This is a genomic window from Xanthomonas euroxanthea (genome assembly GCF_903989455.1).
GTDB classification, from domain to species: Bacteria; Pseudomonadota; Gammaproteobacteria; order Xanthomonadales; family Xanthomonadaceae; genus Xanthomonas; species Xanthomonas euroxanthea.
This window is the reverse complement of record NZ_LR861803.1, coordinates 1,100,971-1,122,460: the sequence shown is the minus strand read 5'-3', so window position 1 is coordinate 1,122,460 and position 21,490 is coordinate 1,100,971. Positions and strand designations below refer to the sequence as shown.

At 64.9% G+C, this 21,490-nt stretch carries 18 protein-coding genes and 5 tRNA genes; 3 read left to right on the top strand and 20 right to left on the bottom strand.

The window, feature by feature from the left end:
* Positions 1-74: 74 nt before the first annotated feature.
* The 20 genes from rpoB to H7A86_RS04610 form a co-directional block, all read right to left on the bottom strand.
* Complete coding sequence (gene rpoB, locus H7A86_RS04705) at positions 75-4,226, bottom strand: DNA-directed RNA polymerase subunit beta (protein ID WP_104535790.1); 4,152 nt, start codon at positions 4,224-4,226, stop codon at positions 75-77.
* Between the two features lie 294 nt (positions 4,227-4,520).
* A complete protein-coding gene (gene rplL / locus H7A86_RS04700; RefSeq protein WP_008574194.1) occupies positions 4,521-4,886 on the bottom strand; it encodes a 50S ribosomal protein L7/L12 in 366 nt (121 codons plus the stop codon).
* 54 nt (positions 4,887-4,940) lie between these two features.
* Positions 4,941-5,474 carry a 50S ribosomal protein L10 gene (gene rplJ, locus H7A86_RS04695; protein WP_104582264.1) on the bottom strand — a complete coding sequence of 178 codons (534 nt, stop codon included), beginning with the start codon at positions 5,472-5,474 and terminating at the stop codon, positions 4,941-4,943.
* A gap of 549 nt (positions 5,475-6,023) precedes the next feature.
* Positions 6,024-6,722 (bottom strand): 50S ribosomal protein L1, encoded by a 699-nt coding sequence (gene rplA / locus H7A86_RS04690; protein ID WP_104582263.1) that lies wholly within the window; start codon positions 6,720-6,722, stop codon positions 6,024-6,026.
* A 3-nt stretch (positions 6,723-6,725) separates the two neighbouring features.
* On the bottom strand, positions 6,726-7,154 hold the full coding sequence (gene rplK / locus H7A86_RS04685; protein ID WP_016900682.1) for a 50S ribosomal protein L11: 429 nt from the start codon (positions 7,152-7,154) through the stop codon (positions 6,726-6,728).
* Between the two features lie 199 nt (positions 7,155-7,353).
* Positions 7,354-7,911 (bottom strand): transcription termination/antitermination protein NusG, encoded by a 558-nt coding sequence (gene nusG / locus H7A86_RS04680; RefSeq protein WP_016900683.1) that lies wholly within the window; start codon positions 7,909-7,911, stop codon positions 7,354-7,356.
* A gap of 13 nt (positions 7,912-7,924) precedes the next feature.
* Positions 7,925-8,335: a preprotein translocase subunit SecE gene (secE, locus tag H7A86_RS04675; protein WP_104560438.1), complete on the bottom strand. Its 411-nt coding sequence runs from the start codon at positions 8,333-8,335 to the stop codon at positions 7,925-7,927.
* A 49-nt stretch (positions 8,336-8,384) separates the two neighbouring features.
* A tRNA-Trp gene (locus tag H7A86_RS04670) sits at positions 8,385-8,460 on the bottom strand.
* Positions 8,461-8,566: 106 nt separating this feature from the next.
* Positions 8,567-9,757 (bottom strand): elongation factor Tu, encoded by a 1,191-nt coding sequence (gene tuf, locus H7A86_RS04665; RefSeq protein WP_104582262.1) that lies wholly within the window; start codon positions 9,755-9,757, stop codon positions 8,567-8,569.
* A gap of 46 nt (positions 9,758-9,803) precedes the next feature.
* Positions 9,804-9,879 (bottom strand) — tRNA-Thr (locus tag H7A86_RS04660).
* 33 nt (positions 9,880-9,912) lie between these two features.
* A tRNA-Gly gene (locus H7A86_RS04655) sits at positions 9,913-9,986 on the bottom strand.
* A gap of 29 nt (positions 9,987-10,015) precedes the next feature.
* Positions 10,016-10,101: transfer RNA gene (locus tag H7A86_RS04650), tRNA-Tyr, on the bottom strand.
* A gap of 154 nt (positions 10,102-10,255) precedes the next feature.
* Positions 10,256-11,347 (bottom strand): redox-regulated ATPase YchF, encoded by a 1,092-nt coding sequence (gene ychF / locus H7A86_RS04645; RefSeq protein WP_104582261.1) that lies wholly within the window; start codon positions 11,345-11,347, stop codon positions 10,256-10,258.
* A 77-nt stretch (positions 11,348-11,424) separates the two neighbouring features.
* Complete coding sequence (gene pth, locus H7A86_RS04640) at positions 11,425-12,003, bottom strand: aminoacyl-tRNA hydrolase (RefSeq protein ID WP_104582260.1); 579 nt, start codon at positions 12,001-12,003, stop codon at positions 11,425-11,427.
* A 49-nt stretch (positions 12,004-12,052) separates the two neighbouring features.
* Positions 12,053-12,688: a 50S ribosomal protein L25/general stress protein Ctc gene (locus H7A86_RS04635; protein WP_104582259.1), complete on the bottom strand. Its 636-nt coding sequence runs from the start codon at positions 12,686-12,688 to the stop codon at positions 12,053-12,055.
* Positions 12,689-12,798: 110 nt separating this feature from the next.
* A complete protein-coding gene (locus H7A86_RS04630) occupies positions 12,799-13,758 on the bottom strand; it encodes a ribose-phosphate diphosphokinase (RefSeq protein ID WP_104582258.1) in 960 nt (319 codons plus the stop codon).
* 153 nt (positions 13,759-13,911) lie between these two features.
* Positions 13,912-13,988 (bottom strand) — tRNA-Gln (locus tag H7A86_RS04625).
* A 3-nt stretch (positions 13,989-13,991) separates the two neighbouring features.
* Entirely contained in the window at positions 13,992-14,879 is an 888-nt protein-coding gene (gene ispE, locus H7A86_RS04620; RefSeq protein WP_119130936.1) for a 4-(cytidine 5'-diphospho)-2-C-methyl-D-erythritol kinase, read from the bottom strand.
* Entirely contained in the window at positions 14,861-15,514 is a 654-nt protein-coding gene (lolB, locus tag H7A86_RS04615) for a lipoprotein insertase outer membrane protein LolB (RefSeq protein ID WP_104582257.1), read from the bottom strand. Before lolB ends, ispE begins: the two co-directional genes overlap by 19 nt.
* Positions 15,511-17,199, bottom strand: coding sequence for a tetratricopeptide repeat protein (locus tag H7A86_RS04610; RefSeq protein WP_104582256.1), 1,689 nt, complete (start codon positions 17,197-17,199; stop codon positions 15,511-15,513). Before H7A86_RS04610 ends, lolB begins: the two co-directional genes overlap by 4 nt.
* A 65-nt stretch (positions 17,200-17,264) precedes the next feature.
* On the opposite strand from H7A86_RS04610, the gene hemA reads away from it, so the two are divergent.
* From hemA to H7A86_RS04595, 3 genes are read left to right on the top strand one after another with little or no spacing between them, the layout of a single operon-like run.
* Complete coding sequence (gene hemA / locus H7A86_RS04605; RefSeq protein ID WP_104582255.1) at positions 17,265-18,563, top strand: glutamyl-tRNA reductase; 1,299 nt, start codon at positions 17,265-17,267, stop codon at positions 18,561-18,563.
* The gene (prfA, locus tag H7A86_RS04600) at positions 18,541-19,626 is read left to right on the top strand and encodes a peptide chain release factor 1 (RefSeq protein ID WP_119130812.1); all 1,086 of its coding nucleotides are present in this window, start codon (positions 18,541-18,543) and stop codon (positions 19,624-19,626) included. The genes hemA and prfA overlap by 23 nt, the downstream gene beginning before the upstream one ends.
* Entirely contained in the window at positions 19,623-21,329 is a 1,707-nt protein-coding gene (locus H7A86_RS04595; RefSeq protein WP_119130811.1) for an O-linked N-acetylglucosamine transferase, SPINDLY family protein, read from the top strand. The genes prfA and H7A86_RS04595 overlap by 4 nt, the downstream gene beginning before the upstream one ends.
* Positions 21,330-21,490 lie beyond the last annotated feature (161 nt).

Genomic DNA, 21,490 nt, shown 5'->3' with positions numbered 1-21,490 from the left:
CGTATCTGAGATGAAACCGAGGGACTTACGTTCCGGCTCCCGGCACCGCGTTGCGGCGCCGGGATCCGGCGCGATCACTCTTCCAGTTCCATGTTGATCGCCAGCGAGCGGATTTCCTTCACCAACACGTTGAAGGATTCCGGCATGCCCGCGACCATCTCGTGCTCACCATCGACGATGTTCTTGTACATCTGGTTGCGGCCCTGCACGTCGTCGGACTTCACCGTCAGCATTTCCTGCAGGGTGTAGGCCGCGCCGTAGGCTTCCAGCGCCCAGACTTCCATCTCACCGAAGCGCTGACCACCGAACTGCGCCTTGCCGCCCAGCGGCTGCTGGGTGACGAGCGAGTACGGGCCGGTCGAGCGCGCATGCATCTTGTCGTCGACCAGGTGGTTCAACTTCAGGTAGTGCATGTAGCCGACCGTGGTCTTGCGATCGAACGCTTCGCCGGTACGACCGTCGTACAACTGGGTCTGACCGCTCTGCGGCAGCTCGGCCAGTTCCAGCATGCGCTTGATTTCCGCTTCGCTGGCGCCGTCGAACACCGGGGTGGCCATCGGCACGCCATCGATCAGGTTCTTGCCCAGGTTGAGCAATTCCTCATCGCTGAACTGCGACAGGTCCACGCGCTGTGCATTGATCGCGCTGTCGTGGTTGTAGATGTCGTCCAGGAACTTGCGCAGCTCGCTGACCGCCGCCTGGGCTTCCAGCATGCGCTGGATCTTGCGACCCAGGCCCTTGGCGGCCCAGCCCAGATGCACTTCCAGAATCTGGCCGATGTTCATACGCGACGGCACGCCGAGCGGATTCAGCACGATGTCGACCGGCTCGCCGGTAGCCATGTACGGCATGTCCTCGACCGGCACGACATTGGAGACCACACCCTTGTTGCCGTGGCGGCCTGCCATCTTGTCGCCCGGCTGGATGCGGCGCTTCACTGCCAGGAACACCTTGACCATCTTCAGCACGCCCGGTGCGAGGTCATCGCCCTGGGTGATCTTGCCGCGCTTGTCGGCAAAGCGTGCTTCAAATTCCTTCTCGTGCGCCTGGATCTGCTTCTGTGCGCGTTCGATGGCGTCGGCGGCGTCTTCGTCCTTCATGCGCAGCTGGAACCAATCGGATTTCTTCAGCCCGTCCAGATACGCGTCGGTGACGTTGTCGCCCTTCTTCAGGTTCGGACCGCCGTTGGCAACCTTGCCCACGATCTGCGAACGCAGACGTGCGTAGATGGCCGCTTCCAGGATGCGGAACTGGTCGTCGAAGTCCTTCTTAACGCGCTTGATCTCGGACTCTTCGATCTGACGCGCACGCTTGTCCTTCTCGATGCCGTCGCGGGTGAAGACCTGCACGTCGATGACGGTGCCGTCCATGCCCGGGGGCACGCGCAGCGAGCTGTCCTTCACGTCGGACGCCTTCTCACCGAAGATCGCACGCAGCAGCTTTTCTTCCGGGGTCAGCTGGCTCTCGCCCTTCGGCGTGACCTTGCCGACCATGATGTCGCCGGCGCGTACTTCCGCACCGATGTACACCACGCCGCTCTCGTCCAGACGGTTCAGCGCCTGCTCGGACACGTTCGGGATGTCGGCGGAAATTTCCTCCGGCCCCAGCTTGGTGTCGCGTGCAACGCAGGTCAGTTCCTCGATGTGGATCGTGGTGTAACGATCCTCTTCCACCACGCGCTCGGAGAGCAGGATGGAGTCTTCGAAGTTGTAGCCGTTCCACGGCATGAACGCGATCAGCATGTTCTGGCCCAGCGCCAGTTCACCGATGTCGGTGGACGGACCGTCGGCCAGCACGTCGCCGCGCGCGATCACGTCACCCACGTTCACCAGCGGACGCTGGTTGATGCAGGTGTTCTGGTTGGAGCGGGTGTACTTGATCAGGTTGTAGATATCCACGCCGGCATCGGTGCCGCCGCCGATTTCCGCCTCGTTGACCTTGACCACGATGCGGGCCGCGTCGATCTGCTCGATCACGCCACCACGCAAGGCATTGACGGTCACGCCCGAGTCGCGCGCAACCGCACGCTCGATGCCGGTACCAACCAGCGGCTTCTGCGAACGCAGCGTCGGCACGGCCTGGCGCTGCATGTTGGCGCCCATCAGTGCGCGGTTGGCGTCATCGTGCTCCAGGAACGGCACCAGCGCCGCGGCGACCGACACGGTCTGCATCGGCGAGACGTCCATGAAGTGCACTTCGGCCGGCGGCTTCAGCAGCGACTCGCCCTGGAACCGGCACGGCACGAACTGCTCGGTGAGCATGTTCTTGGCATCGGTCAGCGCGTTCGCCTGGGCGATCACGTACTCGTTCTCTTCGATCGCCGACAGGTATTCGACGTCGTCGGAGACCTTGCCGTCCAGCACCTTGCGGTACGGCGTCTCGAGGAAGCCGTACTGGTTGGTGCGGGCAAACACGGCCAGCGAGTTGATCAGGCCGATGTTCGGGCCTTCCGGGGTTTCGATGGTGCAGACGCGGCCGTAATGGGTCGGATGCACGTCGCGCACTTCGAAGCCGGCGCGCTCGCGGGTCAGGCCGCCCGGGCCCAGCGCGGAGACGCGACGCTTGTGCGTCACTTCCGACAGCGGGTTGTTCTGGTCCATGAACTGCGACAGCTGCGAGGAACCGAAGAATTCCTTGATCGCGGCAGCCACCGGCTTGGCGTTGATCAGTTCCTGCGGAGTCAGACCCTCGGACTCGGCCATCGACAGGCGTTCCTTGACCGCGCGCTCGACGCGGACCAGGCCCACGCGGAACACGTTCTCGGCCATTTCGCCGACCGAACGCACGCGACGGTTGCCCAGGTGATCGATGTCATCGACCACGCCGCGACCGTTGCGGATCTCGGTGAGCACCTTGATCACTTCCAGGATGTCGGAGGTATCGGTGTGCTCGGCGACCAGGCGCTTGGATTCTTCGTCGTTGCGCTCGGCAAAGTACTTCTTGTCGTACAGCACCGACTCGCCCAGCACGTCCTTGCGGCCGACGCGGCGGTTGAACTTCATGCGGCCGACCGTGGACAGGTCGTAGCGCTCGAAGGTGAAGAACAGGTTGTGGAACAGGTTCTGTGCGGCTTCCTTGGTCGGCGGCTCGCCCGGGCGCATCATGCGGTAGATTTCGACCAGCGCTTCGAGCTGGGTCTTGGTCGGATCGATGCGCAGGGTGTTGGACAGGTACGGACCTCGGTCCAGATCGTTCACCCACAGGGTGCCGACCGCATCCACGCCGGCCTTGCGGAAGGCCGCCAGCTGGTCTTCGGTGATCTCGTCGTTGGCGTTGGCCAGCAGTTCGCCGGTCGAGCCATCGACCACGTCGTGCGACAGGATGCGGGTGAGCAGATAGTCGTCCGGCACGGCCAGCGCGGCAACGCCGGCGGCTTCGAGCTGCTTGACGTGACGGGCGGTGATGCGCTTGCCCGCTTCCACGATGACCTTGTCGCCATCGGCCAGGTCGAAGTTCAGCGTTTCACCGCGCAGACGCTCCGGCACCAGCTCCAGCTGCACGCCTTCGTCCGGGTTGATGTGGAAGGTGTTGATCTCGAAGAACTCGGCCAGCATCTCTTCGTTGCTGTAGCCGAGCGCACGCAGCAGGATCGACACCGGCAGCTTGCGGCGGCGGTCGATACGGGTGAACAGCGCATCCTTCGGGTCGAACTCGAAGTCCAGCCAGGAACCGCGGTACGGAATGATGCGGGCGCTGTACAGCAGCTTGCCCGAGCTGTGGGTCTTGCCACGGTCGTGGTCGAAGAACACACCCGGCGAGCGGTGCAGCTGCGAGACGATGACGCGCTCGGTGCCGTTGACGATGAAGGTACCGTTGTCGGTCATCAGCGGGATTTCGCCAAGATAGACCTCCTGCTCCTTCACGTACTTGATGGCCTTGGTCGATGACTCGCGGTCGTAGATCACCAGACGCACGGTCACGCGCAGCGGCGCGCCATAGCTCATGCCGCGCTGACGGCATTCACGCTCGTCAAACACCGGCTGACCCAACTTGTAGCCGACGTATTCCAGCGCGGCGTTGCCGCTGTAGCTGGAAATCGGGAACACCGACTTCAGTGCCGCGTGCAGACCGAGGTCCTTACGCTTGGTCGGCTCCACGTCTTCCTGCAGGAATTCGCGGTAGGAATCCACCTGGATCGCAAGCAGGAACGGCACTTCGAGAATCGAGCGCTGCTTGCCGAAGTCCTTGCGGATACGCTTTTTTTCGGTGAACGAATAAGACGTCATGAGTCTTCACCCTAGGCTGCGGGGGCCGCGTCGCGGCGGCCCTGAAATAACAAAATTGTCAGTTGGAAGTCGCTGGTATTGCCGGCACCAGCACGCCTTCTCCCGCTACTTCCAACTACCAACTCGGTGAAGCAGGGATTGGGGATGACGAGATTGGGAATACGCGAAGATTGCCTTCGAATCCCGAATGCCGACTCTCAAATCCCGGCCTTCCATCAACGGCCAAAGGCCGGGAGCTTTACGCTCCCAGCCTTCAGTGCATCACCATGAAACGCTGGCGATGCAAGGTACTGCTTACTTGATTTCGACAGTCGCGCCAGCTTCGGTCAGTTCCTTCTTGATCTTCTCGGCTTCGTCCTTCGAAGCGCCTTCCTTCAGCATGCCACCGGCTTCGGTCAGGTCCTTGGCTTCCTTCAGACCCAGGCCGGTCACGGCGCGGACGGCCTTGATGACGCCGACCTTGTTGGCGCCACAGTTGGTCAGCACCACGTTGAACTCGGTCTGCTCTTCGACCACGGCGGCCGGGCCAGCTGCAGCAGCAGCGACCGGAGCGGCGGCGGAGACGCCGAACTTCTCTTCGATGGCCTTGACCAGCTCCATCACTTCCATCAGGGACTTCTCGGCGATGGCGTCGACGATCTGTTCGTTGGTAAGGGACATTGTGATTACCTTTAAATGATTTTCTGGATTGGGGTTCTAGCGAATGCTAGGACATCAAGCTTCGGCAGTCTCGGCGACCGGCGCGGCGGCTTCGTCGCCACCACCCTGCTTGTCGCCCACGGCCTTGACGGCACGGGCAAACATGGCAGCCGGTTCGGACAGCACGCGGGCCAGCATGGCCAGGGCCTGGTCGCGGGTCGGCAGCGAAGCCAACACGTCGACGTGGCCCGCCGGGAACAGTTCCCCGCCGATGGACACGACCTTGGCCTGCAACTTGTCGTTGCCCTTGGCGAATTCCTTGATCAGGCGACCGGCAGCGCCGGGCTCCTCCATCGAAAACGCATACAGCAAAGGACCGACCAGCTTGTCAGCGACGACAGCGAACTCGGTACCTTCAACGGCGCGCGCAGCCAGGGTGTTCTTGACAACTTTCAAGAACACACCGGTTTCGCGGGCCTGCTTGCGCATCGCGGTCATCTGGGAGACCGTGATGCCAGCGTATTCGGCGGCGATCAAGGAGTGAGCCTTGGCGGCGATGTCTGCCAGCTCGGCGACTACTTCTTGCTTCTGAGACAGATTGAGAGCCATTGCACTCCTCCGTTAAAGCCGGGATGGGTGATTGGCGATTGGTGATTCGTCGAAAGCCATGAAGCCGCTCCTGCAAATCCCCAATGCCGAATCCCTAATCCCCGCTTCAAACTACTCCGCTCGCGGCTCCTGCCGGTTGCGGTCCAGGGCAGCCTCCTTCCTGGAAGCCGGGAACATCGACCGATGTTCCTTTGGTGGCCGTTCTAGACCTGGAGTGGGCTCGATCCGGGATGTCCCAGACGCGCGTAAACCAGAAAGCTCCAGAAGGGCGACACCATCTACGCCGGCCGGCTCTTGCGAACCTGATTAAGCGATCCCGCTGCATCGACGGCGACTCCTTGCCAGTGCGAGCATCCGTGCCCGTCGTCGATCTGCGCTGACCGCGCCTGCGGTCTTTGACGGCTACCGCCGGACAAGCCGGCGATCGCCTTCAAAATGTCCGTTACCCCAAAGGAGGGAACGGACTCCCAGCACACGGTGACCCGGGCCGGAAAAACAATGCTGTACTCCATCGACGGCTCAGGCCCATGACAGGCCCGACCCCTCAACTCACTTCAGTGCAAGGCTCGACTGGTCGACCGTCACGCCAGGACCCATCGTCGAGCTGACCGACACCTTCTGCAGGTAGGTCCCCTTGGAGGTGGCCGGCTTGGCCTTGATCAGATCGACCAGCAGTGCCTGCAGGTTCGACTTCAGCGCTTCGTCATCGAAGCTGGCCTTGCCGATGGTGCAGTGGATGATGCCGGCCTTGTCGGTGCGGTAACGCACCTGACCCGACTTGGCATTCTTGACCGCTTCGCCCGGGTTGGCCGACACGGTGCCGACCTTCGGGTTCGGCATCAGGCCACGCGGGCCCAGCAGGGTGCCGAGCTTACCGACGACGCGCATCGCGTCCGGGGTCGCGATGACCACGTCGTAGCTCAGGTCGCCGGCCTGCATCTTCTCGGCCAGGTCGTCCATGCCCACCGCCTCGGCACCAGCGGCCAGGGCTTCGTCAGCCTTGGCGCCGGCCGGTGCGAACACCGCAACGCGCACGCTCTTGCCGGTACCGGCCGGCAGCACGGTCGAACCGCGCACCTGCTGGTCGGACTTCTTGGCGTCCACGCCCAGGCGCACGGCAACGTCGATCGACTCGACGAACTTGGCCTTGGCAACGGTCTTCAGGATCTTGATTGCGTCTTCGAAGGCATAGGTCTTGCCCGGAACGACAGCGGCCGCAATGGCCTTAACGCGCTTGCTCTGTGCCATGTCTTAGCCCTCCACCGTCAAACCCATGCTGCGGGCAGAACCCGCAATCGTGCGCACTGCCGCTTCCAGCTCGGCCGCCGTCAAATCGGCTTCCTTGACCTTGGCGATCTCTTCCAGCTGCTTGCGCGTCACCTTGCCCACCTTGTCGGTGTTGGGGCGCTTGGAACCGGAGGTCACGCCTGCGGCCTTCTTGAGCAGCACGCTGGCCGGGGTGCTCTTGGTGATGAAGGTGAAGGTACGGTCGGAATACGCGGTGATCACCACCGGCGTCGGCAGACCCGGCTCCAGCTTGGAGGTCGCTGCATTGAACGCCTTGCAGAACTCCATGATGTTCAGACCGCGCTGACCCAGTGCAGGGCCGACCGGCGGCGCAGGATTGGCCTGACCGGCCTTGACCTGCAACTTGATGTAAGCAGTTATCTTCTTTGCCATTTCGATACTCTCCGGGTGCTAGCGCCTTGACTGCAGGCTCCCCATCGGACCGGGAAATCACGTGTCCCGGCTTCACGTTTCTGACCACACGCAGATGGCTGCCATGCGGCAGCCATTGATTCCCGGCGGTTCGCCAGGTGAGCGAGCCGCGCACTATAGCAGCATTCGAGGCGGGCGCCTAGACAGCGCCCAACCGACCTCAGCCCTTCTCGACCTGACCGAACTCGAGCTCGACCGGCGTGGAGCGGCCGAAGATGAGCACGGCAACCCGCAACCGGCTCTTCTCGTAATTGACTTCTTCCACGACGCCGTTGAAGTCGTTGAACGGACCGTCGGTGACGCGCACCATCTGGCCCGGCTCGAACAGCACCTTCGGACGCGGCTTCTCGACGCCATCCTGCACACGCTGCAGGATCGCATCCGCCTCTTCGTCGCGGATCGGCAACGGACGGTCGGCGGTGCCGCCGATGAAGCCCATCACCTTGGAAGTTTCCTTCACCAGGTGCCAGCTTTCATTGTCGATGCGCGGAATACCGGCTTCTTCGTGGGTCTCGATCTGCACCAGCACGTAGCCGGGGAAGAACTTGCGCTCGGACCGGCGCTTCTGGCCGGCGCGCATTTCGATGACTTCTTCGGTCGGCACCAGGACGTCGCCGAAGCGATCTTCCATTTCGGTGCGCGCGATACGGTCGCGCAATGCCTGCGCAACGGATTTTTCGAAGCCTGAATAGGCGTGAACGACATACCAACGCTTCACTGCTTGATTCTCCTCAACGAGCCAGGAACCACTGCGTGAGCTTCTGGATGACAAAGTCGAAGCCGCCCAACAGCAAACTCAGAATGATCACAACAACAATCACGACCCAGGTCGTGCGAATGGCTTCCTGGCGCGTCGGCCAGACCACCTTGCGCAACTCGAACCTGGATTCGGACATGAATTCACGGGCTTCCCGACCTTTGCCGGTCCCCAGAAACACAAACGCACCGGCCACCAACCCCACGATCACAGCCAGCGCGCGCAACTGCGGCGTCCAGGCTCCAAACTGCGTGGCACGCTCGGGTGCAGAAAACCAGAACCACACAAACAACCCCGCGATCACCAGGAGCGCGGAGATGACGTATTTCACGATATCGGCGCTGGCAGCAGACGCGCTTTTGGAAGGCTCGATTTTGCTATTCATCCGGCTCTAGTTACCGATCTGACCCGAATCGCTGGGCCGGAAAGAGGAGTGGCACGCCAGGAGGGACTCGAACCCCCAACCTGCGGTTTTGGAGACCGCTGCTCTGCCAATTGAGCTACTGGCGTATGTACTCGTTTACCGCAAACCCTAAGACAACGAAGGCGGACCGCGGTTTAGCCGGCCCGCCATTCGTTTGAATCCAGCCGCCGCAAGGCGACTGGACGCAGGCACTTACTTGACGATCTTGGCAACCACGCCGGCGCCGACGGTACGACCGCCTTCACGGATGGCGAAGCGCAGACCTTCGTCCATCGCGACCGGATTGATCAGGGTCACGACCATCTTCACGTTATCGCCCGGCATCACCATCTCCACGCCTTCCGGCAGCTGGCAGGCGCCAGTGATGTCGGTGGTGCGGAAGTAGAACTGCGGACGGTAGCCCTTGAAGAACGGGGTATGACGGCCACCCTCGTCCTTCGACAGCACATAGACTTCGGCTTCGAACTCGGTATGCGGCTTGATCGAACCCGGCTTGCACAGCACCTGGCCGCGCTCGACGTCGTCACGCTTGGTGCCGCGCAGCAGCAGACCGGCGTTGTCGCCTGCCTGACCCTGGTCCAGCAGCTTGCGGAACATTTCCACGCCGGTGACGGTGGTCTTCTGGGTGTCGCGGATACCGACGATTTCGATTTCGTCGCCAACCTTGATGATGCCGCGCTCGATACGACCGGTCACCACGGTGCCGCGGCCGGAGATCGAGAACACGTCTTCGACCGGCATCAGGAACGGGCGGTCGACGTCGCGGGTCGGCTCCGGAATGAACGAATCCAGCGCCTCGACCAGCTTCAGGATCGCCGGCACGCCGATGTCGCTCTGGTCGCCGTCCAGCGCCAGACGCGCCGAACCGTGGATGATCGGCGTGTCATCGCCCGGGAAGTCGTACTTGCTGAGCAGCTCGCGCACTTCCATCTCGACCAGCTCGAGCAGCTCGGCGTCGTCGACCATGTCGGCCTTGTTCAGGAACACGACGATGTGCGGCACACCGACCTGACGCGAGAGCAGGATGTGCTCGCGGGTCTGCGGCATCGGGCCGTCGGCGGCCGAACACACCAGGATCGCGCCGTCCATCTGCGCCGCACCGGTGATCATGTTCTTGACGTAGTCGGCGTGGCCGGGGCAATCGACGTGCGCGTAGTGACGGGTCGGGGATTCGTATTCGACGTGTGCGGTCGAAATCGTGATGCCGCGCGCCTTCTCTTCCGGCGCCGCGTCGATCGCGTCATACGCCTTGAACTCGCCACCGAAACGCTCAGCACCGATCTTGGTCAGCGCGGCTGTCAACGTGGTCTTGCCATGGTCGACGTGACCGATGGTGCCGACGTTCACGTGCGGCTTGGTGCGCTCAAATTTAGCTTTTGCCATGGGTGCGTGTCTCGGTAATCGTTTGGAGTTGAAGACGATTGAGTAATGGTGCTCACGAAAGGAATCGAACCTTCGACCTCCTCCTTACCAAGGAGGTGCTCTACCGACTGAGCTACGTGAGCGAGTTTTGCATTATGCCATGCATTTGCGTTCAATGGAGCGGGAGACGGGAATCGAACCCGCACCATCAGCTTGGAAGGCTGAGGTTCTACCGTTGAACTACTCCCGCGCCGGGAACTGCATGCCACAACGTGAAACTGGTGGAGGGAGGTGGATTCGAACCACCGAAGGCGTAAGCCAGCAGATTTACAGTCTGCCCCCGTTGGCCGCTTGGGTATCCCTCCAGCTTTTACTACCGGACCGGTGCGCAATGAAGCGAATTCGGTTCGGGGTGAAGCAGCCCGTTATTTTGTTGTGGGACGCACCCGGTGTCAACAAAAATTTTGAACTCTTCGCCACTCCCGAAAGCGCGCGAGGACCAGCGCCGCGCGCACGGGATCAGACGTTGAAACGGAAGTGCAATACGTCGCCTTCCTGCACGCGATATTCCTTGCCTTCCAGGCGCAGACGCCCGGCATCGCGCGCACCGGCTTCGCCGCGGTGCTTGATGAAGTCGTCAAAGCCGATCGTCTCGGCGCGAATGAAGCCCTTCTCGAAATCGGTATGGATCACCGCCGCGGCCTGCGGCGCGGTCGAGCCAGCCTTGACCGTCCACGCGCGCACTTCCTTGACGCCGGCCGTGAAGTAGGTCTGCAGGCCGAGCAGCTTGTAGGCGGCGCGGATGACGCGATTCAGGCCCGGCTCGTCCAACCCCAGATCGGCCAGGAAGGTGTCGCGGTCCTCGTCGTCGAGCTGCGACAGCTCTTCTTCGATCGCTGCCGAGACCGGCACCACTTCCGCACCCTCGGTCAACGCATGCTTGCGCACTGCCTCCAGGTGCGGATTGTTCTCGAAGCCGTCCTCAAGCACGTTGGCGATGTACATCACCGGCTTGAGCGTCAGCAGGAACAGGTCGCGCACCAGCGCCTTTTCATCCTCGTCCAGACCGGCTGCACGCCCGGCCTTGCCGTCGGCCAGCGCGGCCTGCAACTTGGCCAGCACCGGCTTGCGCGCCGCTGCGTCCTTGTCGCCGCCCTTGGCGCTGCGCTCGGCACGGTTGAGTGCCTTTTCCACGCTGTCCAGGTCGGCCAGCGCCAGCTCGGTATCGATGGTTTCAATATCGGCGATCGGGTCGACCTTGTTGTTGACGTGGATGACGTCGTCGTTTTCGAAGCACCGCACCACGTGGGTGATGGCATCGACCTCGCGAATGTGCGCGAGGAACTTGTTGCCCAGCCCTTCGCCGCTTGCCGCGCCCGCCACCAGGCCGGCGATGTCGACGAACTCGACCGCGGTCGGAATCAACTTCTGCGGCTTGACGATCTCAGCCAGCTGATTGAGGCGCGGGTCCGGCACCGGCACGATGCCGACATTCGGCTCGATGGTGCAGAACGGGAAATTGGCCGCAGCGATGCCCGCCTTGGTCAGCGCATTGAACAGGGTCGACTTGCCGACGTTGGGCAGGCCGACGATGCCGCATTTGATACCCATGGGTTTTCCAGTGAATGGAGAATCGGGAATCGAGAATGGCAAGAGCAGCGCTCCTCCCATTCCCGATTCCCCATTCTCTATTTTTCCGTATGCAGGCGCTTCATCGCCTCGTTGAAATTACCTTGCATTGCCAGCGGCAGCACGTCGATGGCGGCGTCCACTGCAGTCCCGATTGCCGCGTCGTCGTCGCGCCCTGCCCGTCCCAGCACCCAGGGCACCACGCGGTCCTTGTGGCCGGGATGGCCGATGCCAACCCGCAAGCGGTGGAATTTGCCGTGCCCCAGCAGGCGGATGGTATCGCGCAGGCCGTTCTGGCCACCGTGGCCGCCATCGAACTTGAGCCGTGCGACGCCTGGCGCCAGATCCAGTTCGTCATGCGCAACGAGCAACTGCTCCGGCTCGATCTTCCAGAACCGCAACGCGGCGGTGATCGATTTGCCGCTGAGATTCATGAAGGTGGCCGGCTTGAGTAGCCAGACCGGCTGGCCGGCGATCTCGACCTTGGCGGTCTCGCCGAACAACTTGGCATCCAGCCCCCAACGCGCGCCATGGCGCTGGACAAGGGCATCGACGAAACGAAACCCGGCGTTGTGCCGGGTTTGCGCGTGTTCCGGACCGGGATTCCCGAGTCCGACAATCAGGCGGAGTGCAGACATGCCAGCGACCGCGGCCGATCCCACGCAGTGCGAAGGATCGGCCAACGGCTTACTTGGTCTCGGCGCCGTCGCTGCCTTCTTCACCAGCAGCGTCTTCTTCCTCGACCCGCACGTGCTTGGCAGCAACCACCGCCACGTCGTGCTCCTTGCCCAGCTTCAGCTCCGGAATTTCTACGCCGGCCGGCAGCTTGATCTCGGACAAGTGGATCACGTTGCCCACTTCCAGGGCACCGAGGTCGACCTCGATGAACTCCGGCAGGTCCTTCGGCAGGCAGACCACCTGGACTTCGTTGAGCTCGTGGGTGACGACCACTTCGCTGGACTTGCCGGCCGGCGAGGTTGCCTCGTTGACGAAGTGCAGCGGCACAGCGGCACTGAGCTTCTCGTTGGCGCTGACGCGCTGGAAGTCGATGTGCATGATCAGCTGCTTGAACGGATGGCGCTGCATGTCACGCAGCAGCACCTGCTGCACGTCGCCATTGAGGTTCAGGTCCAGGATCGACGAGTAGAACCACTCGTTCTGCTGGGCAAGCCAGATCTGCTCGTGGTTGAGCTGGATACTGACCGGCTCGAGTTCGCCACCGTAGACGATGGCCGGAATGACGCCAGCGTGACGCAGGCGGCGGCTCGCACCCTTCCCCTCGTCTGCGCGGCGCTCGACCTTGATTTCGTGAGTCTTTGCCATGTTGTTTCACTACCTAGATTGGAATACCGCCTCGCGGCGATAAAGCGTCTCACCCGCGACCAGGAGAGACGTGGTACCGGCACCCGCACACTGCGGGCACCGAATGGGGTTCAGTCGACGTAGAGCGAACTCACCGATTCGCCGAAGGCGATGCGGCGAATGGTCTCGGCCAGCAGTTCGGCCACGCTCAGCTGACGAATCTTGGCGCAGGTGCGCGCAGCTTCGGTCAGCGGGATCGTGTCGGTGACCACCAGCTCGTCGAGCTGCGAATTGTTGATGTTGTCCACCGCCGGGCCGGACAGCACCGGGTGGGTGATGTAGGCCACGACCTTGAGCGCGCCGCGCTGCTTCAGCGCTGCGGCGGCTGCGCACAGGGTACCGGCGGTATCGACCAGGTCGTCGACCAGCACGCAGGTCTTGCCCTGCACGTCGCCGATGATGTTCATCACCGTGGCCACATTGGCGCGCGGACGACGCTTGTCGATGATGGCCAGATCCGCATCGTCCAGGCGCTTGGCGACGGCGCGCGCACGCACCACGCCACCCACGTCAGGCGACACCACGATCAGGTTGTCGGTGCCATAGGCGCGCCAGATGTCGGCCAGCAGCAGCGGCGAGGCGTAGACGTTGTCCACCGGCACGTCGAAGAAGCCCTGGATCTGGTCGGCGTGCAGATCGACCGTCAGCACGCGGTCGGCCTCCATCGCGCAGATCATCTTGGCGGCAACCTTGGCGGTGATCGGCACGCGCGAGGAACGCATGCGGCGGTCCTGACGCGAGTAGCCGAAGTACGGGATGACCGCAGTCACCGAGGCGGCGCTGGCGCGCTTGAGCGCGTCGATCAGCACCAGCAGCTCCATCAGGTTTTCCGCACTCGGCGCGCAGGTCGGCTGGATCACGAACACTTCCTGCCGGCGCACGCTCTCTTCGATTTCGACCTGCACCTCGCCATCGGAAAAGCGCGTGACCAGCGCCTTGCCCATGCGAACACCGAGCTCCTTGCAGATGCTCAGGGCAAGCGGCTTGTTGGCATTGCCGGAGAACACCAGCAGATTACGTTGGTCTTGCATGAGGTCTCTCGGGCGGCGGCAAAGAGCGTGCGGGCGATGGTTGAGCTGGACAAACCGACCAAATGCCGGGCTTTCCTTGAATCCCCGCACATGGAGGTGCGGGCTGTTGCAGAAGGATCTGCATATACGACTGTTGCAGAGGGATCTGCATATTGGCAGGGGCGGTAGGATTCGAACCTACGAATGCCAGGATCAAAACCTGGTGCCTTGGGCCTCTTGGCGACGCCCCTGCATCAAACCTGTCTCGCGTCCAGTGCGTCGAGCAGTGGCGAGTGCGCTGCACCTTCCACGACCCACGCCCTCAGGCTGCCCGGCAACTGCGCCATGGCCTGCTCTGCAGCAGCGCGCGTGGCGAATTCGACGAAACACCCGCCCCCTGACCCGGTCAAACGCGGCGTCCCGATCCTGGACAGCGCCTGGAACACTGCCTCGATGGCGGGTTCACGGCGCCGCAGGACCGGCTCGAACGCATTGTCGAGCAGAGAACCCGAAGCGAAGTCCGCTATTTTCACGGGCGCAGCATCCCGCGTCAATTCCCGTGACTGAAATAAGGCCGGGGTGGGCACGTGGATTCCCGGATCGACCAGCACATAGGACGCTGCCGGGAGGCTGATTGGCGTCAGTTGCTCGCCGACACCCTCGGCCCAGGCATTGTGCCCGCGCACGAACACTGGCACGTCGGCACCCAGCCGCAATCCCAGCCCGGCCAGCGTATCGACCGGCAAACCCAGGCCCCACAAGGCGTTCAGCGCGACCAGTACGGTGGCGGCATCCGACGAGCCCCCCCCGAAACCACCGCCGGCGGGGATGCATTTGTCGACCCGGATGTCGGCGCCGGCCTGCGTGCCCGCGCTGGACTGCAGCAGGCGCGCGGCACGGATCACCAGGTCGTCGTCTTCCGCCACGCCGGGCAGGCTGTCGCCGATACGCCGGATCAGCCCGTCATCGCGCAGGCGAAGATGAATGGTGTCCCCCCAGTCCAGCAGCCGGAACACGGTCTGCAGCAGGTGGTAACCATCGGCGCGGCGCCCGACGATCCGCAGGAACAGGTTGAGCTTGGCCGGCGCAGGCCACGCCGACCAGCCCGCTTGCGCCGCAGGCATCAGGGCGACACCGCCCAGTGGTCGACCAGCAGGCGCACCTTGGCCTCGCCATTGCGGGCTTCGATGCGCTGCGGCAGCTCGGGTTGGCCTTCGCCAGCCGGCGCCCAGGCGAGAAAATCGATCGTCCAGCCATCCTGCTGTACGGTCCGCGGCCGACCGGCTGCATCCAGGTCCACGCGTTCGGCGCCCGCGTCGGCGATGCGCAGCGCACGGACCCAGTCCGGCATCTGGTTGACCGGGATGGTCCAGCCGGTTGCTTCCAGCAGTACCTGCTCGGCATCGGGGCCGCTGCGCGGGCCACCCTCCAGTCCTTCCAGGCGTCCGGCGCCAGTGGTGGTGTCGCCGGTGAGCACCCAGCTCTGCCGGGTCACCGGCGCGCTGAGCTGCACGCGGTATTGCGCACCGTCCTGCTGCCAGTCGATACGGCCGCTCCCGCCCTGACTGCCCTTGCTGATCGCCACCCGGCCCTGGAACGACCAGGCCGGATGCGCCTGCAGCCAGGCCTGGCGCGCAGCTTCGGCCTGGCGCGCGCGCTCGGACACCTGCTCCACCACGGCCGCGCCATTGCCCTGCCCGCGCGGCACGCTGACGCAGGCCGACAGCCCGACCAGCACCAGCCCGCTCAGGGCCAGTGTTCGGATCGCCGTGCTCATAGGCCGAACTTTTCCACGGCGCGTTGCAGCGCGCGGTTGTCCGGGTCCAGACGCCGCGCTTCATCGAAGTAGCGCCGCGCTTCGTCCTGCTTGCCGCTGACCCACAGCACCTCGCCCACATGCGCGGCGATTTCCGGGTCCTTGACCAGTGCCCAGGCACGGCGCAGCTGCACCAGGGCCTCCTTGGCGCGGCCCATGCGGTACAGCACCCAGCCGTAGCTGTCGACGATGGCCGGGTTGTCCGGGTCGGCGGTGCGGGCGCGGTCGATCAACGCCAGCGCTTCCTTGTAGCGGGTGGTGCGGTCGGCCAGGGTGTAGCCCAACGCATTCAGCGCCGCCACGTTTTCCGGCTCGGCGACCAGGATCTTGCGCAGGTCGGCCTCGGCACGTGCGACATCGTCGCGGCGCTCCCAGGCCAGGCCGCGGGCATACAGCAAGGCTCCGTCGTCCGGATAGGCGGCCAGGCCGCGCTCGAAGGCATCCAGTTCGCCCGGTGCGTCGCCGGCGCGCTGGTGCAGCTCGGCCTCGAGCACATAGGCGTCGCGACGTGCGTCGTCGTCGGCAGTGGCATCGCTCTGCAAGGCGCGGACCTCGGCCAGCGCCTCGGGCTTGCGGCCCAACTCGTACAGCGCACTGGCGGCGCGCAGACGCGCTTCGCTCAGCTGCGGGCCGCCGGGTACGCCGCGATACCACTCCACCGCCTCGTCGTAGCGCTTGAGGAATTCGGCGATCTTGCCGAGCAGCAGGCGGCGGTCCGGGTCTGGCTTGGCGGCAGTGCTCTTGAGCTCGCCGTACAGCGCCTCCAGCGCAGTGCGATCCTTTTCCTTGGCCAGCATGGAGGCGCGCAGCCCGTAGGTCTGGGTGTCCTGCGGCCCGGTCGACAGCACCCGCGCGGCGGCTTCGGTCTGCCCCATGGCATCGTAGGCAAAGGCCAGCGCGCCACGCAGCTCGGAATCCTTGACCGCCTGCGGCTCGACAGTCTTCAGCAGCGCCAGCGCCTCGTCGTTCTTGCCCTCCTGCTGCAGCTGGGTGGCGTGCAACAAGGCCACGCGCGGCTCCTCGGGGAAACGGCGCACCACTTCGTCGACGATGCGCTTGGCCAGCGCCGGGCGCTCCATGCGCAGGGCGAGCCGGCCGAACTCCTGCCAGGCTTCGATCTGGTTGGGAATGGCGCCGGCCTTGACCAGGTCCTCGAGCACGTCGGCCGAGGCTTCCGGCTCGCGTCCGCCATTGGCCAGGGCGATCAGGGCGAAGCGCCAGCCGCGCGGGTCGGATTCCTTGAGCAGGCCGAGCAGATCACGGCGGGCGGTCCGCAAGTCGTTGCGGCGCAAGGCCAGCGAGGCTTCGGTACTGCGCATGGACATCGACGACGGTGCGCGGGCGCGCCACAACGCCAGGGCCTCGATCGCACGCGGGTCGTCGTTGGCCAACATGGCGATGCGGGCGGCGCGCTCGGCCAGCCCGGCGTCGCCGGCCTCGGCCTTGGCAGCGTCCAGATAGGCGCGGGCGGCCTCGTCCAACTGCCCGGCCTGCAAGGCGAATTCGCCGGCGAGCACCGGCTCCAGCGAGGTGGTGCCGGCACCCTTGGGCGGCGGCGCGGGCGGTGCTTTCTTGGGTACTGCGGTGGCACTGGTGGAGACTGCGACCAGCAGAAGAACACACAGGATGCGAATCGGTACAGGCATCGGGGGCAACCGGGCCGTAAAATGGGGCCCTGAATGGCCGCCAGCTTATCGCAAGCAACTGAACAATGACGTTGTGGGTGCTCGGACTGAATCACCAGACCGCACCTGTGGACCTGCGCGAACGCGCGGCGTTCGCAGGTGACGCGTTGCCGCGCGCGCTCGAATCCCTGCGCGCGTTGCCGCAGGTGCGCGAGGCCGCGTTGCTGTCCACCTGCAACCGTACCGAGCTGTATGCGATGGCCGACGACCCGCACAGCCTGGTGAGCTGGCTGGAAACCCACGCCCCTGGCTTGAGCGGCTATCTGTATCAGCATCAGGAGGAGCAGGCGGTACGCCACCTGTTCCGCGTCGCCACCGGGCTGGACTCGATGGTGCTGGGCGAGCCGCAGATCCTGGGCCAGGTGAAGGATGCCTGGGCAGTGGCGCGTGCGCACGGCGCGCTGGGAAGCGGACTGGACCGCTTGTTCCAGCAGACCTTCTCGGTGGCCAAGCGGGCACGCACCGATACCCGCGTTGGCGCCAACCCGGTGTCGGTGGCCTCCACCGCGGTGCGGCTGGCACAGGAATCCTTCGCACGGCTCAACGAATCCACCGTGCTGTTGATCGGCGCAGGCGAAACCATCGAGCTGGCCGCCAAGCATCTGAGCGAAGGCCGGGTGCGCCGCCTGTTGATCGCCAATCGCACGCTCGCCCATGCGCAGGCGCTGGCCAGCCAGCACGGCGGCTACGCACTGCCGCTGACCGATCTGGACCGCCACCTGGCCGAGGCCGACGTGGTGTTCTCGGCCACCGCCGCGCGCGAGCCGATCGTCACGCGCGCGCAGGTGGACCAGGCGCTGCGCGCGCGCAAACGCAAGCCGATGCTGCTGTTCGACCTGGCGGTGCCGCGCGATATCGAAGCCTCGGTGGCCGAGCTGGGCGATGCCTACCTGTACACCGTGGACGACCTGGAACGCGCGGTGGAAGACAACCGCCGTGGCCGCCGGGAAGCCGCCGACCAGGCCGAGGCCATCATCGACCTGCAGGTGGCACGCTATGTCGAAACGGTGCAGGCCAATGCGCGCCAGGCGCCGCTCAAGCGCTTGCGCGCGTTCGGCGACAGCACCCGTGACGAGCTGCTGGCCAAGGCGCGCCAGCAATTGCACAACGGCAAGCCGGCCGACGAGGTGCTGGAACAGCTGGCGCACGCGCTGACCAATCGGCTGCTGCATCCGCCCACCGCCGCGCTGCGCGATGCTGCGCTCAACAACGACCTGGAATTGACCAGCGCGGCCGACCGGCTGTTCCCGGAAAAGCCCGGTTACCAACATCCCCCTGTCACTACCCCGATCGCGAGGACCGATGACGCCGACCCTGCGCCGTAAGCTCGAAGCGCTGGCCGAGCGCCGCGAAGAACTGCAGCACCTGCTCTCCGACCCCGATGTGGTCAGCAACAACGACAGGTTCCGCACGCTGTCGCGCGAACTGTCGCAGCTGGAGCCGGTGGCCGTGGCCCTGGAAGACGAGGCGCGTGCCAAGGCCGACCTGAGCGCGGCCGAAGCGATGCGCAACGATCCGGAAATGCGCGAACTGGCCGAGGAGGAGATCGCCGCCGCCCAGGCGCGCCTGGAAGAACTGGATGCGCAACTGGCGTTGCTGCTGGTGCCGCGCGACCCGCGCGACGACGGCAACCTGTTCCTGGAAGTGCGCGCCGGCACCGGTGGCGACGAGGCGGCGATCTTTGCTGGCGACCTGTTTCGCATGTATGCGCGCTATGCCGAGCGCCAGGGCTGGAAGGTGGAGATCGAGTCCGACAGCCCCGGCGAGCACGGCGGCTACAAGGAGGTGGTGGCACGGGTGGTCGGACGCGGCGCGTATTCGCGGTTGAAGTTCGAATCCGGCACCCACCGTGTGCAGCGCGTGCCGGCGACCGAATCACAGGGCCGCATCCACACCTCGGCGGCCACGGTGGCGATCATTCCCGAAGCCGACGACGTGGAAGAGATCGTGATCAACCCGGCCGACCTGAAAGTGGACACCTTCCGCTCCTCCGGGGCCGGCGGCCAGCACGTCAACAAGACCGAGTCGGCGATCCGCATCACCCACGTGCCCAGCGGGGTGGTGGTGGAATGCCAGACCGAACGCAGCCAGCACGCCAACCGCGACAAGGCGATGAAGCGGCTGAAGGCGCAATTGGTGGAAGCCGAACGCAGCAAGGCGGCCGCCGCCGAAGCGCAGACGCGCAAGTTGCAGGTCGGCAGTGGTGACCGCAGCCAGCGCATCCGCACCTACAGCTTCCCGCAGGGGCGCATCACCGACCACCGCGTGGAAGGCCTGACGCTGTACGACCTGCCCAACATCATCGAAGGCGACCTGGATGCACTGATCGCACGCCTGCTCCACGAGCATCAGGCCGACGAACTGGCACGGTTGAGCGACGGCCCGTGAGTGCGCAGGTCCCGCGCGAGCTGCTGCAGCTGCGCGAGGCGGTGCGGCGCCAGCCGGGCGATTTCATCGCCTGGCTGATGCTGGCCGATGCAGAACTCGGCATGGGCGCGATCGTTGCGGGCGAGGCCGCGGTGCAACGCGCGCTCGCGCTGCAGCCGGGCCACCCGGAAGCCGTGGCCCGGCTTGGCCGGGTGCGCTGGACCCAGCAACGGCATGCCGAGGCGGCAGCGTTGCTGCAGCAGGCATCGGACCTGGTGCCCCAGCATCCGGGCATCGCGTTATGGCTTGGGCATGCATTGGAAGATGCGGGCCAGGCCGAAGCTGCGGCGGCCGCGTATACGCGTGCGCATCAGTTGCTGCCCGACGAGCCGTATATCACTGCGCAACTGCTCAACTGGCGGCGCCGCCTGTGCGATTGGCGCGCGCTGGACGCACTTGCTGCGCAGGTGCGCAATGCCGTGGCGCGGGGCGCTGCGGCGGTGGAACCGTTCGCCTTCCTGAGCGAGGACGCCAGCGCAGCCGAACAGCTGGCGTGTGCACGGACACGCGCGCAGGCCGTCGCCGCGATGCTGCGCCCGCTGGCGCCGACTGCCGTGCGCAGCCAGGGCGCGTTGCGGCTCGGCTTCGTTTCCAACGGGTTTGGCGCGCATCCCACCGGCTTGCTGACGGTGGCGTTGTTCGAAGCGCTGAAGCGCCGGCAGCCGGCGCTGCAACTGCATTTGTTCGCCACCAGCCACGACGACCGCAGCGCGATCCGCACGCGCCTGGCGCACGCCACCACGCTGCACGATGTCACCACGCTCGGGCACCTGGCCACCGCGCAGCACATCCGCGACCAGGGCATCGATCTGCTGTTCGACCTGCGCGGCTGGGGTGGCGGCGGGCGCCCGGAAGTGTTCGCGCTGCGGCCGGCGCCGGTGCAGCTGAACTGGTTGGCCTACCCGGGCACATCGGGCGCGCCGTGGATGGACTACGTGCTGGGCGATGCCTTTGCGCTGCCGCCGTCGCTGGAGCCGTTCTATCGCGAGCGCGTGCTGCGCCTGAACGGTGCGTTCCAGCCGTCGGATACCTCGCGCGTGGTCGCCGAACCACCATCGCGGGCGCAGTGCGGCTTGCCCGAGCATGGCGTGGTGCTGTGCTGCTTCAACAATAGCTACAAGCTCAATCCACGCAGCATGGCGCGCATGCTGGCGGTGTTGCGTGCGGTGCCGGGCAGCGTGCTGTGGCTGTTGTCCGGGCCGGGCGAGGCCGACGCGCGCCTGCGTGCGGTGGCGCAGGCGCAAGGCGTGGATGCGCAGCGCCTGGTGTTCATGCCGAAGCTGCCGCATGCGCAGTATCTGGCGCGCTACCGGCATGCCGACCTGTTCCTGGATACGCATCCGTACAACGCGCACACCACCGCCTCGGATGCGTTATGGGCGGGTTGCCCGGTGCTGACGACGCCCGGCGAGACGTTTGCCGCGCGCGTGGCCGGCAGCCTGAATCATCACCTGGGGCTGGATGAGATGAATGTGGCCGACGACGCCGCGTTTGTGGCCAAGGCGGCGGCGTTGGCGAGTGATCCAGCGGCATTGAGTGCGTTGCGTGCGCGGGTGGCGGAGCGTCGGCGCGAGTCGGGCGTGTTCGATATGGATGGATTTGCCGACGGGTTCGCCGACCTGATGCAAGCACTCGCGCGCCAACATGGTTGGCCAGGTAACTAGCGGCCTGCTTGCCTTTCCAAGGTAGATGGCTGTCTTCTGCTGTACCCCAATCCAACTCCCGCTCCGTGCCCCGGCCCGCGCTTGCGGCGCGGGCGCTCCAAGGCACGCGCGCCCAGCTGTGCCTCCTCGCCCCTGCGGGAGAGGTGCTTAAAAGCGTCATT

Bases quoted from the DNA above. Each gene is read 5' to 3' on its own strand.
- tuf (WP_104582262.1), bottom strand. From the start codon at position 9,757: ATGGCAAAAGCTAAATTTGAGCGCACCAAGCCGCACGTGAACGTCGGC.
- lolB (WP_104582257.1), bottom strand. From the start codon at position 15,514: ATGAGCACGGCGATCCGAACACTGGCCCTGAGCGGGCTGGTGCTGGTC.
- H7A86_RS04630 (WP_104582258.1), bottom strand. From the start codon at position 13,758: ATGCAAGACCAACGTAATCTGCTGGTGTTCTCCGGCAATGCCAACAAG.
- rplJ (WP_104582264.1), bottom strand. From the start codon at position 5,474: ATGGCTCTCAATCTGTCTCAGAAGCAAGAAGTAGTCGCCGAGCTGGCA.
- hemA (WP_104582255.1), top strand. From the start codon at position 17,265: ATGACGTTGTGGGTGCTCGGACTGAATCACCAGACCGCACCTGTGGAC.
- secE (WP_104560438.1), bottom strand. From the start codon at position 8,335: ATGAATAGCAAAATCGAGCCTTCCAAAAGCGCGTCTGCTGCCAGCGCC.
- rpoB (WP_104535790.1), bottom strand. From the start codon at position 4,226: ATGACGTCTTATTCGTTCACCGAAAAAAAGCGTATCCGCAAGGACTTC.
- rplK (WP_016900682.1), bottom strand. From the start codon at position 7,154: ATGGCAAAGAAGATAACTGCTTACATCAAGTTGCAGGTCAAGGCCGGT.
- pth (WP_104582260.1), bottom strand. From the start codon at position 12,003: ATGTCTGCACTCCGCCTGATTGTCGGACTCGGGAATCCCGGTCCGGAA.
- rplA (WP_104582263.1), bottom strand. From the start codon at position 6,722: ATGGCACAGAGCAAGCGCGTTAAGGCCATTGCGGCCGCTGTCGTTCCG.
- rplL (WP_008574194.1), bottom strand. From the start codon at position 4,886: ATGTCCCTTACCAACGAACAGATCGTCGACGCCATCGCCGAGAAGTCC.
- ychF (WP_104582261.1), bottom strand. From the start codon at position 11,347: ATGGGTATCAAATGCGGCATCGTCGGCCTGCCCAACGTCGGCAAGTCG.
- prfA (WP_119130812.1), top strand. From the start codon at position 18,541: ATGACGCCGACCCTGCGCCGTAAGCTCGAAGCGCTGGCCGAGCGCCGC.
- H7A86_RS04610 (WP_104582256.1), bottom strand. From the start codon at position 17,199: ATGCCTGTACCGATTCGCATCCTGTGTGTTCTTCTGCTGGTCGCAGTC.
- H7A86_RS04635 (WP_104582259.1), bottom strand. From the start codon at position 12,688: ATGGCAAAGACTCACGAAATCAAGGTCGAGCGCCGCGCAGACGAGGGG.